The sequence below is a fragment of the Roseateles sp. L2-2 genome (assembly GCF_050613215.1).
Lineage (GTDB): Bacteria > Pseudomonadota > Gammaproteobacteria > Burkholderiales > Burkholderiaceae_C > Roseateles > Roseateles noduli.
In genome coordinates this window covers 5,650,754-5,665,783 of sequence record NZ_CP192509.1, presented here as the reverse complement: position 1 = coordinate 5,665,783, position 15,030 = coordinate 5,650,754, and the positions used below count along the sequence as shown (strand labels likewise).

The window sequence follows — 15,030 nt, the reverse complement described above, 5'->3', positions numbered from 1 at the left end:
CTCACGCGTCGGGGAAGGTCCGGTCCTTGACCACGGCGTAGCGCGCCATCGTCGCCATGCGCGCCGTCTCATGGCGCACGACCGGTTCCGGATAGTCGCGACCCAGCACCACGCCGCAGGCCGCGAGTTCGGCCGGCTTCGCCAGCCACGGCGCGTGGATCAGCTTGGGCGGCAGCTTGGCGAGCTGCGGCAGATAGCGCTTGATGAACTTCCCGTCGGGATCGAACTTCTCGCTCTGGTTGACCGGATTGAAGATGCGGAAGTAGGGCTGCGCGTCGCAGCCGCTGGACGAGGCCCACTGCCAGCCGCCGTTGTTGGCGGCGAGGTCGAAGTCGATCAGCTTCTCGGCGAAGTAGGCCTCGCCGCGACGCCAGTCGATGCCGAGGTCCTTGATGAGGAAGCTGGCCGTCACCATGCGCAGCCGGTTGTGCATGTAGCCGGTCTCGTTGATCTGATGCATCGCCGCGTCGACCAGCGGATATCCGGTGCGGCCCTGGCACCAGGCCTCGAAGTCCGCGTCCGCGTCAGGGCCGTCGGCCCACGCGATGCGGTCGTACTCGGGGCGGAATGCGCCGGCGACGACATGCGGATGGTGATGCAGGACCTGGTGATAGAAATCGCGCCAGATCAATTCGGAGAGCCACACCTGCGCGCCGGCGCTGACGGTCGTTCCGCGCTTGGGAGCGTGGCCGAGCGTCCAGGCCTCGCGCGCCAGTCGCCGGATCGAGATCGTCCCGAAGCGCAGGTGCGTGCTGAGGTAGCTGGGACCTTTCGCGGCCGGGAAGTCGCGCGTGTCGCCGTAGCGGTCGATGCGTTCGAGGAACTCGTCGAACAGCCGCTGCGCGCCTGCGCTGCCGCCGGTGAGCGCCGCGGTGAGTCCGGCCGCCTCGAAACCGATGTCGCCCAGCGTCGGCACGTCCCGTTGCGGTGCCTTCGCCAGGTGCGACGCGTAGCGCTCGACCGGGTAGCTGCTCAGGAAGAAGGGATTGATCTCCCGCAGCCACGCGTTCTTGTAGGGTGTGAAGACGCCGTAGGGCTTTCGTGAACCGGTCAGGATCTCCGAGCGCTCGAAGACCACGTGATCCTTGAAGCTCTCCACCTGGACGCCGCGTGCGAGCAGCGTTGCGCCCACCTCGGCGTCGCGGCGCAGCGCGTCCGGCTCGTCGTCGTGGTTGAAGTAGAGCGCGTCGATCTCCAGCTCCGCAGCCAGGGCGGGGATCTGCTCCCGCGCCGTGCCGTGGCGCACGATCAGCCCGGCGCCGGGCGCCAGCGCCGCCAGATCCGCGTCCAGCACGCGCAGGGCGTCGACGATGAACTCCACGCGGCGGTCCGCGCGTGGGAGTGCGTCCAGGATGTCCGTGTCCAGCACGAAGGCGCAGAACACGCGTTCGTGGTGCTTGAGGGCGTGGAACAGGGCGGCGTGGTCGTCCGCGCGCAGATCGCGCCGGAACCAGACAAGGGCGTTCATGGAGAGGGAGTGTCGGTGAAATAGAATCCGCCCCTATGTCCAAGGAACGCATCGACCTGACCAACCAGTTCCTGATCGCCATGCCGGGCATGGTGGACGAGACCTTTGCCGGCTCGGTCATCTACCTGTGCGAGCACAACGAGAAGGGCGCGCTGGGCCTGGTCATCAACAAGCCGATCTCGCTGACGCTGGGCAACCTGTTCGAGAAGGTCGAGCTCGAGTTGTCCGACCTGGACATGGCCGCGCGGCCGGTGTTCTTCGGCGGGCCGGTGCAGACCGAGCGCGGCTTCGTGCTGCATGAGGCGCTGGACGAGCAGGGCAACCACTACAGCGCGACGCTGGCGGTGCCCGGCGGGCTGGAAATGACCACCAGCCGCGACGTGCTTGAAGCCTTGTCCAACGGTGCCGGTCCCAAGCGCGTGCTGGTCACGCTGGGCTACAGCGGCTGGGCCGCGGGCCAGTTGGAGGAAGAGCTCGGCCGCAACGGCTGGATCACCGTCGATGCCAAGCCCGAGATCATCTTCGACACGCCGATCGAGGAGCGCTACGACAAGGCGCTCGCGCTGCTCGGCATCGATCCCCGCATGCTCAGCCAGGAGGCCGGGCACGCATGAATCCAGGAGGCGTCATGAGCACTGTCTCTTCCGCTTCTTCCCCCGCTGCCTTCGTTTCCCCTCTCGGTTTTGATTTCGGTACCAAGCGCCTCGGCGTGGCGACCGGCAACCGGATGCTGGGGAGCGCGCGCGGGCTGCGGACCATCACCGAGCAGGGCGACGCCCGCTGGGCCGCGATCACCGCGTTGATCCAGGAGTGGGAGCCCGATGCGCTGGTCATCGGCGTCCCGCGCCATCCGGACGGCGCGCCGCACGAGATGACGGCCCGTGCGCTCAAGTTCGCCGGGCAGCTGCGCGGCCGCTACCGGCTGCCGGTGGTCGAAGTCGATGAACGCTACACCAGCGTGGAAGCCCAGTCGCAGGGCGCGCGCGACCTCGATGCCGCGAGCGCGGCATTGATCCTCGAACAATTCTTCCGGGAACACCCATGAGCACATTGCACCTTGATGCGGAAGCGCTCTACGCCGACCTCGTGCGCGGCGTCCAGCGCCTGCTGCAACCCGAAAGCGCGCTGGTCGGCATCTGGTCGGGCGGCGCCTGGCTGGCCGAGCGTCTCCAGCAGGACCTGAAGCTCGCCGGCCAGCACGGCGTCATCTCCAGCGCGCTGCACCGCGACGACTTCGGCAGCAAGGGCATGAACGCCAGCGCCGACCACACCAAGCTGCCCTTCGAGGTCGAAGGCCGGCACATCCTGCTGATCGACGACGTGCTCTACACCGGCCGCACGACGCGCGCCGTCATCAACGAGCTGTTCGACTTCGGCCGCCCCGCGAGCGTCACGCTGGCGGTGCTGGTCGACCGCGGCGGCCGCGAGCTGCCGATCGAGCCGGTGTTCTCCGCCGCGCGTGTCGCGGTCGCCGCGAACCAGCGTCTGAGCCTCGTCAAGGGCGACAACGGCCGCTTCAGCTTCGACGTGAAGGAGGACTGATCCCATGCTGAGCAAACGCAACCCGCAGCTGAACAAGCATGGCGAGCTGATCCACCTGCTGTCCACCGAAGGTCTGCCCAAGGCCGTGCTGCACCAGATCCTGGACACGGCGGGGACCTTCCTCTCGGTCAACGACCGCGAGGTCAAGAAGGTGCCGCTGCTGCGCGGCAAGTCGGTGTTCAACCTGTTCTTCGAGAACAGCACCCGCACCCGCACCACCTTCGAGATCGCCGCCAAGCGCCTGTCCGCCGACGTCATCAACCTCGACATCGCGCGGTCCAGCACCGCCAAGGGCGAGACCCTGCTCGACACGGTGGCCAACCTGTCGGCGATGCATGCCGACATGTTCGTCGTCCGTCACAGCGAGTCCGGCGCGCCCTACCTGATCGCGCAGCACTGCGCGCCGCATGTCCACGTGGTCAACGCCGGCGACGGCCGCCACGCGCATCCGACGCAGGGCCTGCTCGACATGTACACGATCCGCCACTACAAGAAGGACTTCACCAACCTCACCGTGGCGATCGTCGGCGACATCGTGCATTCGCGCGTCGCGCGCAGCGACATCCACGCGCTCACCACGCTGGGCGTGCCGGAGATCCGCGCGGTCGGTCCGAAGACCCTGGTGCCCGGCGACCTCAAGGACATGGGCGTGCGCGTGTGCCACGACATGGCCGAAGGCGTCCGCGACGCCGACGTCATCATCATGCTGCGCCTGCAGAACGAGCGCATGAGCGGCGCCATGCTGCCCAGCGCCGGCGAGTACTTCAAGAGTTTCGGCCTCACGCCCGAGAAGCTGGCGCTGGCCAAGCCCGATGCCATCGTGATGCATCCGGGCCCGATCAACCGCGGCGTGGAGATCTCCTCCACCGTCGCCGACGGCCAGCACAGCGTCATCCTGCCGCAGGTCACCTTCGGCATCGCGGTGCGCATGGCCGTCATGTCCATCCTCGCCGGGAACGAAGCATGAAGATCCTCATCCAGAACGGCCGACTCCTCGACCCCGCGTCGGGCCTGGACAAGATCGGCGACCTCGCCATCGCCTCGGGCCGGATCGTCGGCCTCGGCAGCGTCGGCGACTTCAACGCGGACCGCATCATCGATGCTGCCGGCCTCGTCGTCGCACCGGGCCTGGTCGATCTCGCCGCGCGCCTGCGCGAGCCGGGCCACGAACACGAAGGCATGCTGGAGAGCGAACTCGCCGCGGCTGCCGCCGGCGGCGTCACCAGCCTCGTCTGCCCGCCAGACACCGATCCCACGCTCGACGAGCCGGGTCTGGTCGACATGCTCAAGTTCCGCGCCCGCAAGCTCAGCCGTTGCCGGCTGTTCCCGCTGGGCGCGCTGACGCGCGGACTCGCCGGCGAATCGCTCACCGAGATGGCCGAGCTCACCGAGTCCGGCTGCGTCGGCTTCTCGCAGGCCTACGTGCCCATCCGCAACACGCTGACCGTCCAGCGCGCGATGCAGTACGCGGCGAGCTTCGGCTACACGCTGTGGCTGCATGCGCAGGATCCGTGGCTGAGCGGCGGCGTCGCGGCCAGCGGCGCGGTCGCGACGCGCCTGGGCCTGTCCGGCGAGCCGGTCGCGGCCGAGACCATCGCGCTGCACACGATCCTGGAGCTGGTCCGCGTCACCGGCTGCCGCGTCCACCTGTGCCGCCTGAGCAGCGCCGCCGGCGTCGAACTCGTTCGCCAGGCCAAGAAGGACGGACTACCGATCACCGCGGACGTCTCGATCAACTCGCTGCACCTGAGCGATGTCGACATCGGCTACTTCAACTCGTCGATGCGCCTGCAGCCGCCGCTGCGACAGCAGCGCGACCGCGACGCGCTGCGCGCCGCGCTGGCCGACGGCACCATCGATGCGCTCGTCAGCGACCACAACCCCGTCGCCGCCGACGAGAAGACGCTGCCTTTCGCCGAGGCCACGCCCGGCGCCACCGGACTGGAACTGCTGCTGAGCCTGGCGCTGCGATGGGGTCAGGATGAAGGCCTCTCGCTGGCGCAGGCGCTCGACACCATCACCGCGCGTCCGGTGAAGGTGCTGGGCAACGCGCTCGGCTCGCTGGCGGCGAGCGCGGGCCGGCTGGTCGAAGGCGGCGTCGGCGACGTCGTCGTCTTCGATGCCGAGGCCAGCGGCGCGGTGACGCCGGAGCGTCTCGTCAGCCAGGGCAAGCACACGCCGTTCGCGTTCGACATCACCGGCTTCGAGCTGCCGGGCCGGGTGCGCTACACGCTGGTGGCCGGCACGGTCGCCTACGAGTCGCTGGTCACCGAAGCCGAGCGGACCGTCTGATGCGTGCCCTGGTCGGGGCGTGGCGTGCGCTGCGGATGCTGGCGCACATCGGGCACGGGGTGTACCTCGTCCAGTTTCGCTGGCGTCGTCTGGAGACGCCGGCCAAGCAGCGCTATGTGGGCTGGTGGTCGGCCAAGCTGCTGCGCGTGCTGGGTGTGCGACTTGAGTCGCCCGGGCCTCAGGCCCCGTCGCCGCGCCTGATCACGGCGAACCACATTTCCTGGCTGGACATCGCAGCGATTCATGCGGTGATGCCTGAAGCGCGCTTTGTCTCCAAGGCTGACATTGCGACCTGGCCGTTGGTCGGCGCACTGGCGACGGCGGTCGGCACGCTCTACATCGAGCGGGCCAACAAGCGCGATGCGCTGCGTGTCGTGCACAAGACGGCCGAGGCGCTGGCTGCTGGCGAGACGGTGGCAGTGTTCCCTGAAGGTACGACGGGTGCGGGCTACCCGTTGCTCCCGTTGCACGGCAATCTCCTGCAGGCGGCGATCAGCACGCACACGCCGTTGCAGCCCGTGGTGTTGCGCTGGCATCAGCCCGACATGCCGTACAGCGATGCGGCGCAGTACATCGGTCAGATGTCCTTGATGGAGAGTCTCTGGCGCATCCTGACCGCCAAGGATCTGGCGGTCGAAGTGCGATCGTTGCCCGCGATGCCCACCGAGGGACTTGATCGCCGCCATCTGGCGGGGGCTCTCTCGGACCGAATCGACAACGCACTCCCAAGGCCCTGAGTCCGTGGTCGTTCGGGGACGGCAAGTCGTGAGGTTTCCGCGCTTGCCGCGGGGGCCTCATGACTTGGCGGCCAAGCGCGCCGTTGCTGGCAGGTAGGCGGCCCCGCCAATCCGCATCTTCTCTATCCCCCAACCGCCGGGCTCAGTTCGCCCAGCCCGGGTATGCCGGATGCCCTCCGGGTCCCGATTGGTGCGAGGATCCGGCGATGCTGCTTTGTTTCGAAGATGAACGGGAGTTGGCCACACGCCTGGCGCGTGAGCTGGGTCGGCCGCTTGGCGTGATCACGCGTCATCGTTTTCCGGATGGGGAGTTGCGGCTGGTTCTGCCCAAGCCCTTGCCGGCTGACGTCATCGTGCTGCGTGGATTGCAGCATCAGCCCAACGATCGCCTGGTCGAATTGCTGATCACCGCGCCTGCCGCGCGCGGCTGGGGCGTGAAGCACCTGATGCTGGTGGTGCCGTACCTGGCCTACATGCGGCAGGACATGGAGTTCTCGCCCGGTGAGGCGGTCAGCCAGCGGCACATCGCGGCCTTGCTGGCCACGCAGTTCGACCGTGTCGTCACGGTGGATCCGCACCTGCACCGCATTGCGAGCCTCGACGAGGTGATGCCCAAGGGGAAGGGTGTGGCGCTGTCGGCGGCGGCCTTGCTGGGGCGCTTCATCGCTGTGCAGGAGCCGGGCGCGGTGCTGGTCGGTCCGGATGAGGAGTCCGGCCAGTGGGTCGCGGAAGCGGGGCGTGCCGCGAAGCTGGAATTCGCGATCGGCCGCAAGGTGCGCTTCGGGGACACGCAGGTGCAGCTCGCCTTCCCGGATCTGGAAGTTCGCGGCCGGGCGGTCGTCCTGCTCGACGACATGGCGTCCACGGGTCGGACGCTGATCGGCTCGGCGCGCGAGGCGCTGGAGCGCGGCGCGTCCAGCGTGGACGTCGCGGTCACCCATGCCCTGTTCAATGGCGACGCGTTGCCGGCGCTGCGCGCGGCCGGCGTGCGGCATGTCTGGAGCAGCAACGCCGTGCCGCACGAGAGCAACGCGGTCTGCGTTGCCGAACTGCTGGCGACGGCGCTGCGGCGGAAATAGGTCGCTGCGCCACGCACGGCGTCGCGACGCACGTCAACGAAAAAGCCCGGCACTGCCGGGCTTTCGTGTTCCTGCGCCACGCCTCGTGACGCGCAGCGGCGTCAGGCCTTGCCCTGGTTCGCCACCGCCGCCGCGGCCTTCGCGGCCGCTTCGGCGTCGCCCAGGTAATAGCTCTTGATGGGCTTCAGGTCCTTGTCCAGTTCGTAGACCAGCGGGATCCCGTTGGGAATATTCACGCCAACGATGGCTTCGTCGGCGATGCCGTCCAAATACTTCACGAGGGCGCGGATCGAGTTGCCGTGCGCGGCGATCAGCACGCGCTGGCCCGACAGAATCGCGGGTGCGATCTGTTCGTTCCAGTAGGGCAGCACGCGGGCCACGGTGTCTTTCAGGCACTCGGTCAGCGGCACGTCCGAGGGCTGCAGTCCGGCATAGCGGATGTCGCCGCGCTCGCTGCGCGGGTCCGACGCTTCCAGCGCCGGCGGCGGGGTGTCATAGCTCCGGCGCCAGACGAGCACCTGCTCGTCGCCGTACTGCTTGGCCATGTCCGCCTTGTTCAGACCCTGAAGGCCGCCGTAGTGGCGTTCGTTCAGGCGCCAGCTGTGCTTCACCGGCAGCCATTGGCGATCCATCTGATCCAGGCAGTGCCACAGGGTCCAGATGGCGCGCTTGAGCACCGAAGTGTGGGCCACGTCGAAATCGACGCCGGCTTCCTTCAGCAGACGGCCCGCCTGCTTGGCCTGCTCCACCCCGGTGGGCGTCAGATCCACGTCGGTCCAGCCGGTGAAGCGGTTCTCGAGATTCCAGGTCGATTCGCCATGGCGAATCAGCACGAGCTTGTACATGGGTCTTGGGTGGGTTCGTGAGGTTTGGCCGGGTTCCGGCAGGCCCGGCGGATTCTAGAGGCAGCCCTCCAGGGCGCCTGCCTCAAGAAGCCTTCCGCAGGGCCGACAACTGCTTTCGTACCGGGCGAAAGGCGCACCTGCGCCCCAGTTTGGTTCGTCAAAAGAACATGCCCCCGTTGGGCATTCACGCTGTACAGGAGTACTTGCAATGATGGTGGTGAAGAACTTGCGCATGACGCCGCTGGCGCTGGCGCTGGTGGCTTTCGGCGCGCAGGCGCAGGGCCAGTCGGACTCGATGTTCTCGTTCTCGGGCTTCGGCACGGTCGGTCTGACCGGCGCGACCAAGGACGGCGCCGAGTACGTCATCCCGGGCCAGGTCCACGGCGCCGACAAGACGATCAGCGGCGAAGTGGACAGCAAGCTGGGCCTGCAGGGCACGGCGAAGTTCAACTCGCAGTTCTCGGCCACCGTGCAGGTGCTGACCAAGCAGACCGGCAAGGGCGACTGGACGCCGCAGGTCGAATGGGCCTTCGCCAAGTGGCAGGCCACGCCGGGTCTGGCGATCCGCGCGGGCCGCATCGGCGCGCCGTTCTTCGCCGTGTCCGACTTCCGTGACGTGGGCTACGCCAATACGTGGCTGCGTCCGCCCATCGACGTCTACGGCCAGGTGCCCGTCAGCCACTTCGACGGCGCCGACGTGAACTGGACGACGCAGGTCGCCGGCAAGAGCGTCTCGCTGCAGGCCTTCGGCGGCGAAGCCTCGTCGTATGTGCGTCAGACCAAGCTCGAGATCAAGAAGATGGTCGGCGTCAACGCCACCGTCGAGCTGGCCGACGGCCTGAATCTGCGCGTCGGACACGCGCAGGGCAAGCTGACCGCGCACAGCGCGACCGTCACCTCGCTGGTCGGCGCGCTGCGCCAGACGCCGTTCGCCTCGGTGGGCAACGAGATCGACCCGACCGACAAGGATGCGAGCTTCTCCGGCATCGGCCTGACCTACGACGAAGGCCAGTGGGTCGTCGCCGCCGAGTACACCAAGCGCCGCAACGACTCCTTCGTGCCGGACACCACCGGCTGGTACACGACGGTCGGCTACCGCGTCGGCAAGTTCACGCCGTACGCGACGCTGTCGCAGCAGAAGACCGACAGCAGCAACGTCAACAACACGATCCCGGGCACGGTCGTCGTGGGCGGCCTGCCGCTGCGCGCCGTCGTCGACGCGGTCACCGCCGCGCAGAGCACGCCGCAGAAGACCATCGGTCTGGGCGTGCGCTGGGACGTCTGGCGCAACATCGCCGTCAAGGCCCAGTACGACAGCATCAAGACCACCGGCGCCGGCCAGTTCTACAACGTCCAGCCGGGCTTCAACAACGAGCGCGTCGGCGTCTACAGCGTCGCCGTCGACTTCGTGTTCTAAGCATCAGAAGAAGAGGCCCCCATGCAGTTCAACATGATCAAGCCCGTGATCGGGGCGGCGTTGTTCGCCGCCGCCGTGGCCGCGCAGGCGCAGGTCGCCGTCGTGGTCAATCCGAAGAGCCCCGTCGCCAGCATGACCGCCGACCAGGTCGCGAGCATTTTCCTGGGCAAGTCCAACCAGCTGCCCAACGGCAGCGCCGCGCAGGCGGTGGATCTGCCCGACAGCGCCGCGGCGCGCGAGCAGTTCTATTCGAAGGCCACCGGCAAGTCGTCCGCGCAGGTCAAGGCCGCGTGGTCGCGGCTGGTGTTCTCGGGCAAGGGCACACCGCCGAAGGAACTCGGCAGCGCGGCCGACGTGAAGAAGTTCGTCGCCGCGAATGCCGATGCCATCGGCTACATCGAGAAGTCGGCCGTCGACGGCTCGGTGAAGGTGGTGCTCAGCGTCGATTGAGCCCACCGCCCGGGCGACCCTGAGGCCGCCCGGGCCGACCTGGGGAGGTCGTTGGAGACATAGGATGAATTGGAGTCAGGCATGAACTTGAAGACCCGTATCGCGATGCTGCCGGTGCTGGCGGCGATCGTTTTCGCGGTGGGCATCGCGGTGGTGCTGTTCTTTTCGTCGCGGACCTCGGGCGCGATCCACGCGCTGGGCGAGGCCGACTATCCGTATCTGGTGGCCACCAACCAGGTGGCCGCGCAGCTGGAGGCCTTGGGCGGGACCATCCAGTCCGCCGTGGCCGAGGGCGAGAAGAAGCGCCTGGACGAAGCCGCCGAGCGCGCGACCGCGATGCGCAAGGTGATCGCGTCCATCAAGGCGATCCCCGGCCGTGCCGATGCCGGCGCGAAGCTGGAGAGCGGCTTCGAAGCCTACTACGCCGCGTCGGTCGAGACCGCCCAGCTGTTCCTCGGCATCAAGCAGGGCGACCAGGCGGGTTCGATTCCGAAGATGCAGGCCGCGCAGAAGGCGCTGGAACAGACGCTGGGCGACGCGCGCGCCGATGCGAAGACCACCTTCGACGCGACGCTGTCGAGCGCCGAGAAGGGCGTCGGCGCGGGCCTGTGGGCCACGGTGCTGAGCGGGCTGATCGTCGTCGTGTGCCTGGGCCTGGGTTCGTGGCTGCTGATCGCCAGCGTGTGGCGCCAGCTCGGCGGCGAGCCGGAATACGCGCGCGACGTGATGCGCCAGATGGCCGGGGGCGACCTCTCGCAGGACATCCGCGTCGCGCCGGGCGCCGACGCCAGCCTGCTGGCGGCGGTGCGCGACATGTCGCAGGGCCTGTCGGCGATCGTCGGCAACGTGCGCAGCGGCACCGACTCCATGACGGTGGCCTCGCGCGAAATCGCCGCGGGCAACCAGGACCTGTCGGTGCGGACGGAGAAGCAGGCCGGCTCGCTGGAGCAGACCGCATCCAACATGCAGCAGCTGACCGAGACCGTGCGCCAGAGCGCGGATGCGGCCAGCCAGGCGAACCAGCTGGCCGGTAGCGCGGCGACCGTCGCGAAGAAGGGCGGCGAGGTCGTGGGGCAGGTCGTCTCGACGATGGACGAGATCAGCGCGAGCTCGCGCAAGATCGGCGACATCATCGGCACCATCGACGGCATCGCGTTCCAGACCAACATCCTGGCCCTGAACGCGGCGGTCGAAGCCGCCCGCGCGGGCGAGCAGGGTCGCGGCTTCGCCGTGGTCGCGAGCGAGGTGCGTTCCCTGGCGCAGCGCAGCGCCGAAGCGGCCAAGGAGATCAAGTCGCTGATCGGCGCGAGCGTGACCCGCGTCGAGGCCGGATCGCGCCTGGTGCAGGACGCGGGCGCGACGATGGAGGAGATCGTCGCCAGCGTGCAGCGCGTCTCCGACATCATCAGCGAGATCACCGCGGCGTCCGCCGAGCAGAGCCAGGGCATCGGCCACGTCAACGAGTCGGTGGTGCAGCTCGACCAGATGACGCAGCAGAACGCGGCGCTGGTCGAGGAGGCCGCCGCGGCGGCCAACAGCCTGGAGCAGCAGGCGCGGGCGCTGCAGTCGGCAGTTTCCACTTTCAAGTTGAACTGACGGACCTGCCTGGCGGGGTTTCTATAATCCTCGGCTTTTGCATCCAACCGAACGGGCCCCGCCTTGAAGTTCCTGATTGAAAACTGGTATCTCGTGCTGTCGGCCCTGGTGTCGGGCGGTCTGCTGCTGTGGACGTCGATGCGAGGCAAGGCGGGCGGTGTGCCGACGGCCGAGGCGGTGCGTCTGGTCAACCGCGAGAAGGGCGTGCTCGTGGACGTGAGCGAGCCGGACGAGTTCGCCGCCGGCCACGCCAAGGGCGCCCGCAACGTGCCGCTGTCGACGCTGACTGGCACGGAGCTCCCGGCCAAGCAACTGCCGAGCAACAAGGCCCTGCCGGTGGTGCTGATGTGCAAGACCGGCGCACGCGCGCAGCGCGCTGCTGGCATCCTTCAGAAACAGGGCTACGCGAACGCGGTCGCTGTCCAGGGCGGTCTGACCGCCTGGCGCGCGGCGAGTTTGCCCGTCGAGACGTCCGCGGCCTGACCGCCCTGGCGACCGCGCCGGCATCCTGACTGCCGGAAGAGGGACGCTCGACACGATTCTTGGAGAACTGGCGATGGCCGCCGTGAAGATGTATACGACCCTGGTCTGCCCGTACTGCGTGCGGGCCAAGCACCTGCTCAAGCAGCGGGGGGTGGACCAGATCGAGGAAGTGCGGGTGGACCTGGATCCGTCGCAGCGCGACACCATGATCCAGAAGACCGGCCGCCGCACCGTGCCGCAGATCTTCATCGGCGAGACCCACGTCGGCGGTTGCGACGACCTGTTCGCGCTGGACCAGCGCGGCGGTCTGCAACCGTTGTTGCAGGCCTGATACCTCCCGACCCGAAGCCGTCGCCGTTCACCGGAAACCCCTCACCGGACTGTCGCGAACGCTCGGTCATAATGCCCGCCACGGCTCGCCGCTGGCGGGCTTTTTCATTTGGATGACCCCATGGCCGACGACAACAACGCTCCCGTGTTCCAGATCCAGCGCATGTACCTGAAGGACCTGTCGCTGGAGCAGCCCAACGCCCCGGCGATCCTGCTGGAGCAGGCCCAGCCGCAAGTCGACATCAAGCTCTCGCTGGCCGCCGAACCGGTCGCCGAAGGCCTGTTCGAAGTCAGCGTCACCGCCACCGTCACGACGACGGTGCAGGACAAGACCCTGTTCCTGATCGAAGCCAAGCAGGCCGGCATCTTCGAGATCCGCAACCTGCCGCAGGACCAGCTCGAAGGCATCCTGGCGATCGTCTGCCCGCAGATGATCTATCCGTACCTGCGCGCCATCGTGTCGGACGTCTGCACGCGCGCCGGCTTCCCGCCGGTGATGCTGACGGAAGTGAACTTCCAGGCGATGTTCGAAGCCCAGCAGGCACAACTGGCCGCCAGCGGCCAGGGCGAAGGCGCACCGAACTGAGCGTCGCGCGCCCATGAACGCGCCGGCCTCGCGGAGTCGTCCGCCGGCCGGCGTGTTTCATTGCAGGATCCCTTTCATCGATCTCTTCATCGATTGTTCGAACCGACCATGACTGCTCCGCGCATGAAGATCAGCGTGCTCGGCGCCGGTGCCTGGGGCACGGCGCTGGCGATCGCCGCGAGCGCGCGCCATGAGGTGACGTTGTGGGCGCGCGACGCCGGCGCCATCGCCGCGATGCGCGCCGACCGTCGCAACGTCCGCTACCTGCCCGATTCGCCGTTGCCGGCGTCGCTGGGATTGACCGACGACCTGGACGGAGCGCTCGCGCACGGCCGCGACGGGTTGATCGTCATCGCGACGCCGATGTCGGGCCTGCGCGGCATGCTGGCGACATTGCCGGCGGGCGCGCGGGCGCAGTGGCTGTGCAAGGGCTTCGAGGCCGGCACCGGGCTGCTCGGCCACGAGATCGCCCGCGAGGTCGCGCCGCAACTGGCCACCGGCATCCTGTCAGGGCCGAGCTTCGCGCAGGAAGTGGCGGCCGGTCAGCCGACGGCGCTTGTCTCCGCCTCGGGCGACGCGGCGCTCGCGCAGCTGGGCGTGTCGGCGTTCCACAGCGAACGGCTGCGGGTGTATTCGTCGGCCGATCCGGTCGGCGTCGAAGTCGGCGGCGCGGTGAAGAACGTGATGGCGATCGCCGTCGGCATCGCCGATGGACTGCGCCTCGTCGCCGAGGCGAAGGGCGTGAAGGGGCCAGGTCTCAACGCCCGCGCCGCGCTGATCACGCGCGGACTCGCCGAGATGCAGCGGCTCGCGCTCGCGCTGGGCGCGCAGCAGGAGACGCTGCTCGGGCTCGCGGGCCTGGGCGACCTCGTGCTCACCGCTACCGGCGATCTGTCGCGCAATCGGCGCGTCGGTCTGCTGCTCGCCGAGGGCCTGGACCTGCCCGGCATCCTCGTGAAGCTGGGGCATGTGGCTGAAGGCGTCTACAGCGCGCCGACCGTGCTGGCGCGCGCGCAGCGGGCCGGCGTCGACATGCCGATCACCGCCGCGGTCGTGGAGGTCCTGGAAGGCCGCATGACCACGCATGAAGCCCTGGACGCGCTGATGGGGCGCCAGGCGAAGTCCGAGTGGTGAAGCGCCGCGGATGGATCGCCGCGGCCACCGCCACGGCTGCCACGACGGTGCTGGGCACCTGGCCGTTGCAGGCTCGCGCGGCGACGACGTGGCCGTCGCGGCCGATTCGACTCGTCGTGCCGTTTCCCGGCGGCAGCTCGCCGGACCTCATCGCGCGCTATCTCGCCGAGCCGCTCGCGCAGGCGCTCGGCCAACCCATCGTCATCGACAACAAGCCCGGTGCGGGCGGCAACATCGGCACCGGCGCGGTCGCGAAGGCCGCGCCCGACGGCCACACGCTGCTGTTCACGATCCAGGGGCCGTTGATCACCGCGCCGTTGCTCGCGAAGGCCTTGCCCTATGACCCGCAGCGCGAGCTGCGCGCGGTCAGCTTCATCGCGAGTTCGCCGAACGTGCTCGTCGTGCCGCCGTCGCTCGGCGTGGACACGCTGGCGCAGTTCGTCGCGCTGGCGAAGCAGCGCGCCGGAGCGTTGAACTACGGCAGCATCGGCATCGGCAGTGCCGCGCATCTGGCGATGGAATCGTTCATCGCGCGTGCCGGCTTGAAGCTGGTGCACGTGCCGTACGCCGGCTTCCCGCAGGTCGTGAACGCGATGCTGGCCGGCCAGATCCATGCAGGGTTCATGGTGCCGGCCATTGCGATGCCGCAGGTGAAAGCGGGGAAGTTGAAGGCGCTGGCGGTGACCAGCACAGGGCGCTTCGGCGCGCTCGCGGAATTGCCGACGGTCGCCGAGTCCGGATATCCCGGCTTCGAAGCCACGTCGTGGCAGGCGTTGCTGGCGCCGGCTGGAACGCCCGAGCCGATCGTGCGTCGCGTGGCCGACGAAGTCATCCGCATCGTCCGCAGCGAAAGCTTCCGTCGCGAACTGCTGCCGCTTTACTTCAGCGCGGCAGGCACCTCGCCCGAAGGGCTCGACAGCCTCATGAGCGACGAACGCAAGCGCTGGGGCGCGTTGATCCGGCAGCTCAAACTCGAACGCGAGTAGGCGTCCTGCGACGGCCGCTGGCCCTCACCCCCGCCCTCTCCCGCAAGCGGGAGAGGGAGTGAGAATGCACCGAGCTGACCTGGTG

Annotated in this window: 17 protein-coding genes; 15 read left to right on the top strand and 2 right to left on the bottom strand. The window is 68.5% G+C overall.

Going from position 1 to position 15,030, the window contains the following annotated elements:
• Position 1: 1 nt before the first annotated feature.
• Entirely contained in the window at positions 2 to 1,468 is a 1,467-nt protein-coding gene (locus tag ACQZ13_RS25350) for a cryptochrome/photolyase family protein (RefSeq protein WP_431048631.1), read from the bottom strand.
• A 35-nt stretch (positions 1,469 to 1,503) separates the two neighbouring features.
• Between ACQZ13_RS25350 and ACQZ13_RS25345 the strand changes: the two genes are divergently transcribed.
• The 7 genes from ACQZ13_RS25345 to ACQZ13_RS25315 all read left to right on the top strand — a co-directional run bounded on the left by ACQZ13_RS25345 (position 1,504) and on the right by ACQZ13_RS25315 (position 7,118).
• The gene (locus tag ACQZ13_RS25345; RefSeq protein WP_431048630.1) at positions 1,504 to 2,082 is read left to right on the top strand and encodes a YqgE/AlgH family protein; all 579 of its coding nucleotides are present in this window, start codon (positions 1,504 to 1,506) and stop codon (positions 2,080 to 2,082) included.
• Between the two features lie 14 nt (positions 2,083 to 2,096).
• Positions 2,097 to 2,513: a Holliday junction resolvase RuvX gene (gene ruvX / locus ACQZ13_RS25340; RefSeq protein ID WP_431048628.1), complete on the top strand. Its 417-nt coding sequence runs from the start codon at positions 2,097 to 2,099 to the stop codon at positions 2,511 to 2,513.
• Entirely contained in the window at positions 2,510 to 3,010 is a 501-nt protein-coding gene (pyrR, locus tag ACQZ13_RS25335) for a bifunctional pyr operon transcriptional regulator/uracil phosphoribosyltransferase PyrR (protein ID WP_431048627.1), read from the top strand. Before ruvX ends, pyrR begins: the two co-directional genes overlap by 4 nt.
• Before the next feature lie 4 nt (positions 3,011 to 3,014).
• The gene (locus ACQZ13_RS25330) at positions 3,015 to 3,977 is read left to right on the top strand and encodes an aspartate carbamoyltransferase catalytic subunit (protein WP_331615559.1); all 963 of its coding nucleotides are present in this window, start codon (positions 3,015 to 3,017) and stop codon (positions 3,975 to 3,977) included.
• Positions 3,974 to 5,302: a dihydroorotase gene (locus tag ACQZ13_RS25325; RefSeq protein ID WP_431048626.1), complete on the top strand. Its 1,329-nt coding sequence runs from the start codon at positions 3,974 to 3,976 to the stop codon at positions 5,300 to 5,302. Before ACQZ13_RS25330 ends, ACQZ13_RS25325 begins: the two co-directional genes overlap by 4 nt.
• Positions 5,302 to 6,039: a lysophospholipid acyltransferase family protein gene (locus tag ACQZ13_RS25320; RefSeq protein WP_431048625.1), complete on the top strand. Its 738-nt coding sequence runs from the start codon at positions 5,302 to 5,304 to the stop codon at positions 6,037 to 6,039. The genes ACQZ13_RS25325 and ACQZ13_RS25320 overlap by 1 nt, the downstream gene beginning before the upstream one ends.
• A 206-nt stretch (positions 6,040 to 6,245) precedes the next feature.
• On the top strand, positions 6,246 to 7,118 hold the full coding sequence (locus ACQZ13_RS25315; protein WP_431048624.1) for a ribose-phosphate diphosphokinase: 873 nt from the start codon (positions 6,246 to 6,248) through the stop codon (positions 7,116 to 7,118).
• Positions 7,119 to 7,219: 101 nt separating this feature from the next.
• Here ACQZ13_RS25315 and gpmA read toward each other — a convergent pair whose 3' ends face one another.
• On the bottom strand, positions 7,220 to 7,963 hold the full coding sequence (gene gpmA / locus ACQZ13_RS25310) for a 2,3-diphosphoglycerate-dependent phosphoglycerate mutase (protein WP_088406360.1): 744 nt from the start codon (positions 7,961 to 7,963) through the stop codon (positions 7,220 to 7,222).
• A gap of 211 nt (positions 7,964 to 8,174) precedes the next feature.
• Here gpmA and ACQZ13_RS25305 point away from each other — a divergent pair, with 211 nt between their 5' ends.
• From ACQZ13_RS25305 to ACQZ13_RS25270, 8 genes are all read left to right on the top strand, one after another.
• Positions 8,175 to 9,380, top strand: a complete 1,206-nt coding sequence (locus ACQZ13_RS25305; protein WP_431048623.1) for a hypothetical protein — start codon at positions 8,175 to 8,177, stop codon at positions 9,378 to 9,380.
• 21 nt (positions 9,381 to 9,401) lie between these two features.
• Positions 9,402 to 9,830, top strand: coding sequence for a hypothetical protein (locus ACQZ13_RS25300; protein ID WP_331615564.1), 429 nt, complete (start codon positions 9,402 to 9,404; stop codon positions 9,828 to 9,830).
• Positions 9,831 to 9,911: 81 nt separating this feature from the next.
• On the top strand, positions 9,912 to 11,426 hold the full coding sequence (locus ACQZ13_RS25295; RefSeq protein WP_431048622.1) for a methyl-accepting chemotaxis protein: 1,515 nt from the start codon (positions 9,912 to 9,914) through the stop codon (positions 11,424 to 11,426).
• 63 nt (positions 11,427 to 11,489) lie between these two features.
• Positions 11,490 to 11,909, top strand: a complete 420-nt coding sequence (locus tag ACQZ13_RS25290; protein ID WP_088406357.1) for a rhodanese-like domain-containing protein — start codon at positions 11,490 to 11,492, stop codon at positions 11,907 to 11,909.
• 73 nt (positions 11,910 to 11,982) lie between these two features.
• Entirely contained in the window at positions 11,983 to 12,240 is a 258-nt protein-coding gene (gene grxC, locus ACQZ13_RS25285; RefSeq protein ID WP_431048621.1) for a glutaredoxin 3, read from the top strand.
• Positions 12,241 to 12,360: 120 nt separating this feature from the next.
• Positions 12,361 to 12,825 (top strand): protein-export chaperone SecB, encoded by a 465-nt coding sequence (gene secB, locus ACQZ13_RS25280; RefSeq protein ID WP_088406355.1) that lies wholly within the window; start codon positions 12,361 to 12,363, stop codon positions 12,823 to 12,825.
• Positions 12,826 to 12,948: 123 nt separating this feature from the next.
• Positions 12,949 to 13,959 carry an NAD(P)H-dependent glycerol-3-phosphate dehydrogenase gene (locus ACQZ13_RS25275; protein WP_431053384.1) on the top strand — a complete coding sequence of 337 codons (1,011 nt, stop codon included), beginning with the start codon at positions 12,949 to 12,951 and terminating at the stop codon, positions 13,957 to 13,959.
• The gene (locus ACQZ13_RS25270; protein WP_431048620.1) at positions 13,953 to 14,945 is read left to right on the top strand and encodes a Bug family tripartite tricarboxylate transporter substrate binding protein; all 993 of its coding nucleotides are present in this window, start codon (positions 13,953 to 13,955) and stop codon (positions 14,943 to 14,945) included. Before ACQZ13_RS25275 ends, ACQZ13_RS25270 begins: the two co-directional genes overlap by 7 nt.
• The last annotated feature ends 85 nt before the right edge of the window (positions 14,946 to 15,030 follow it).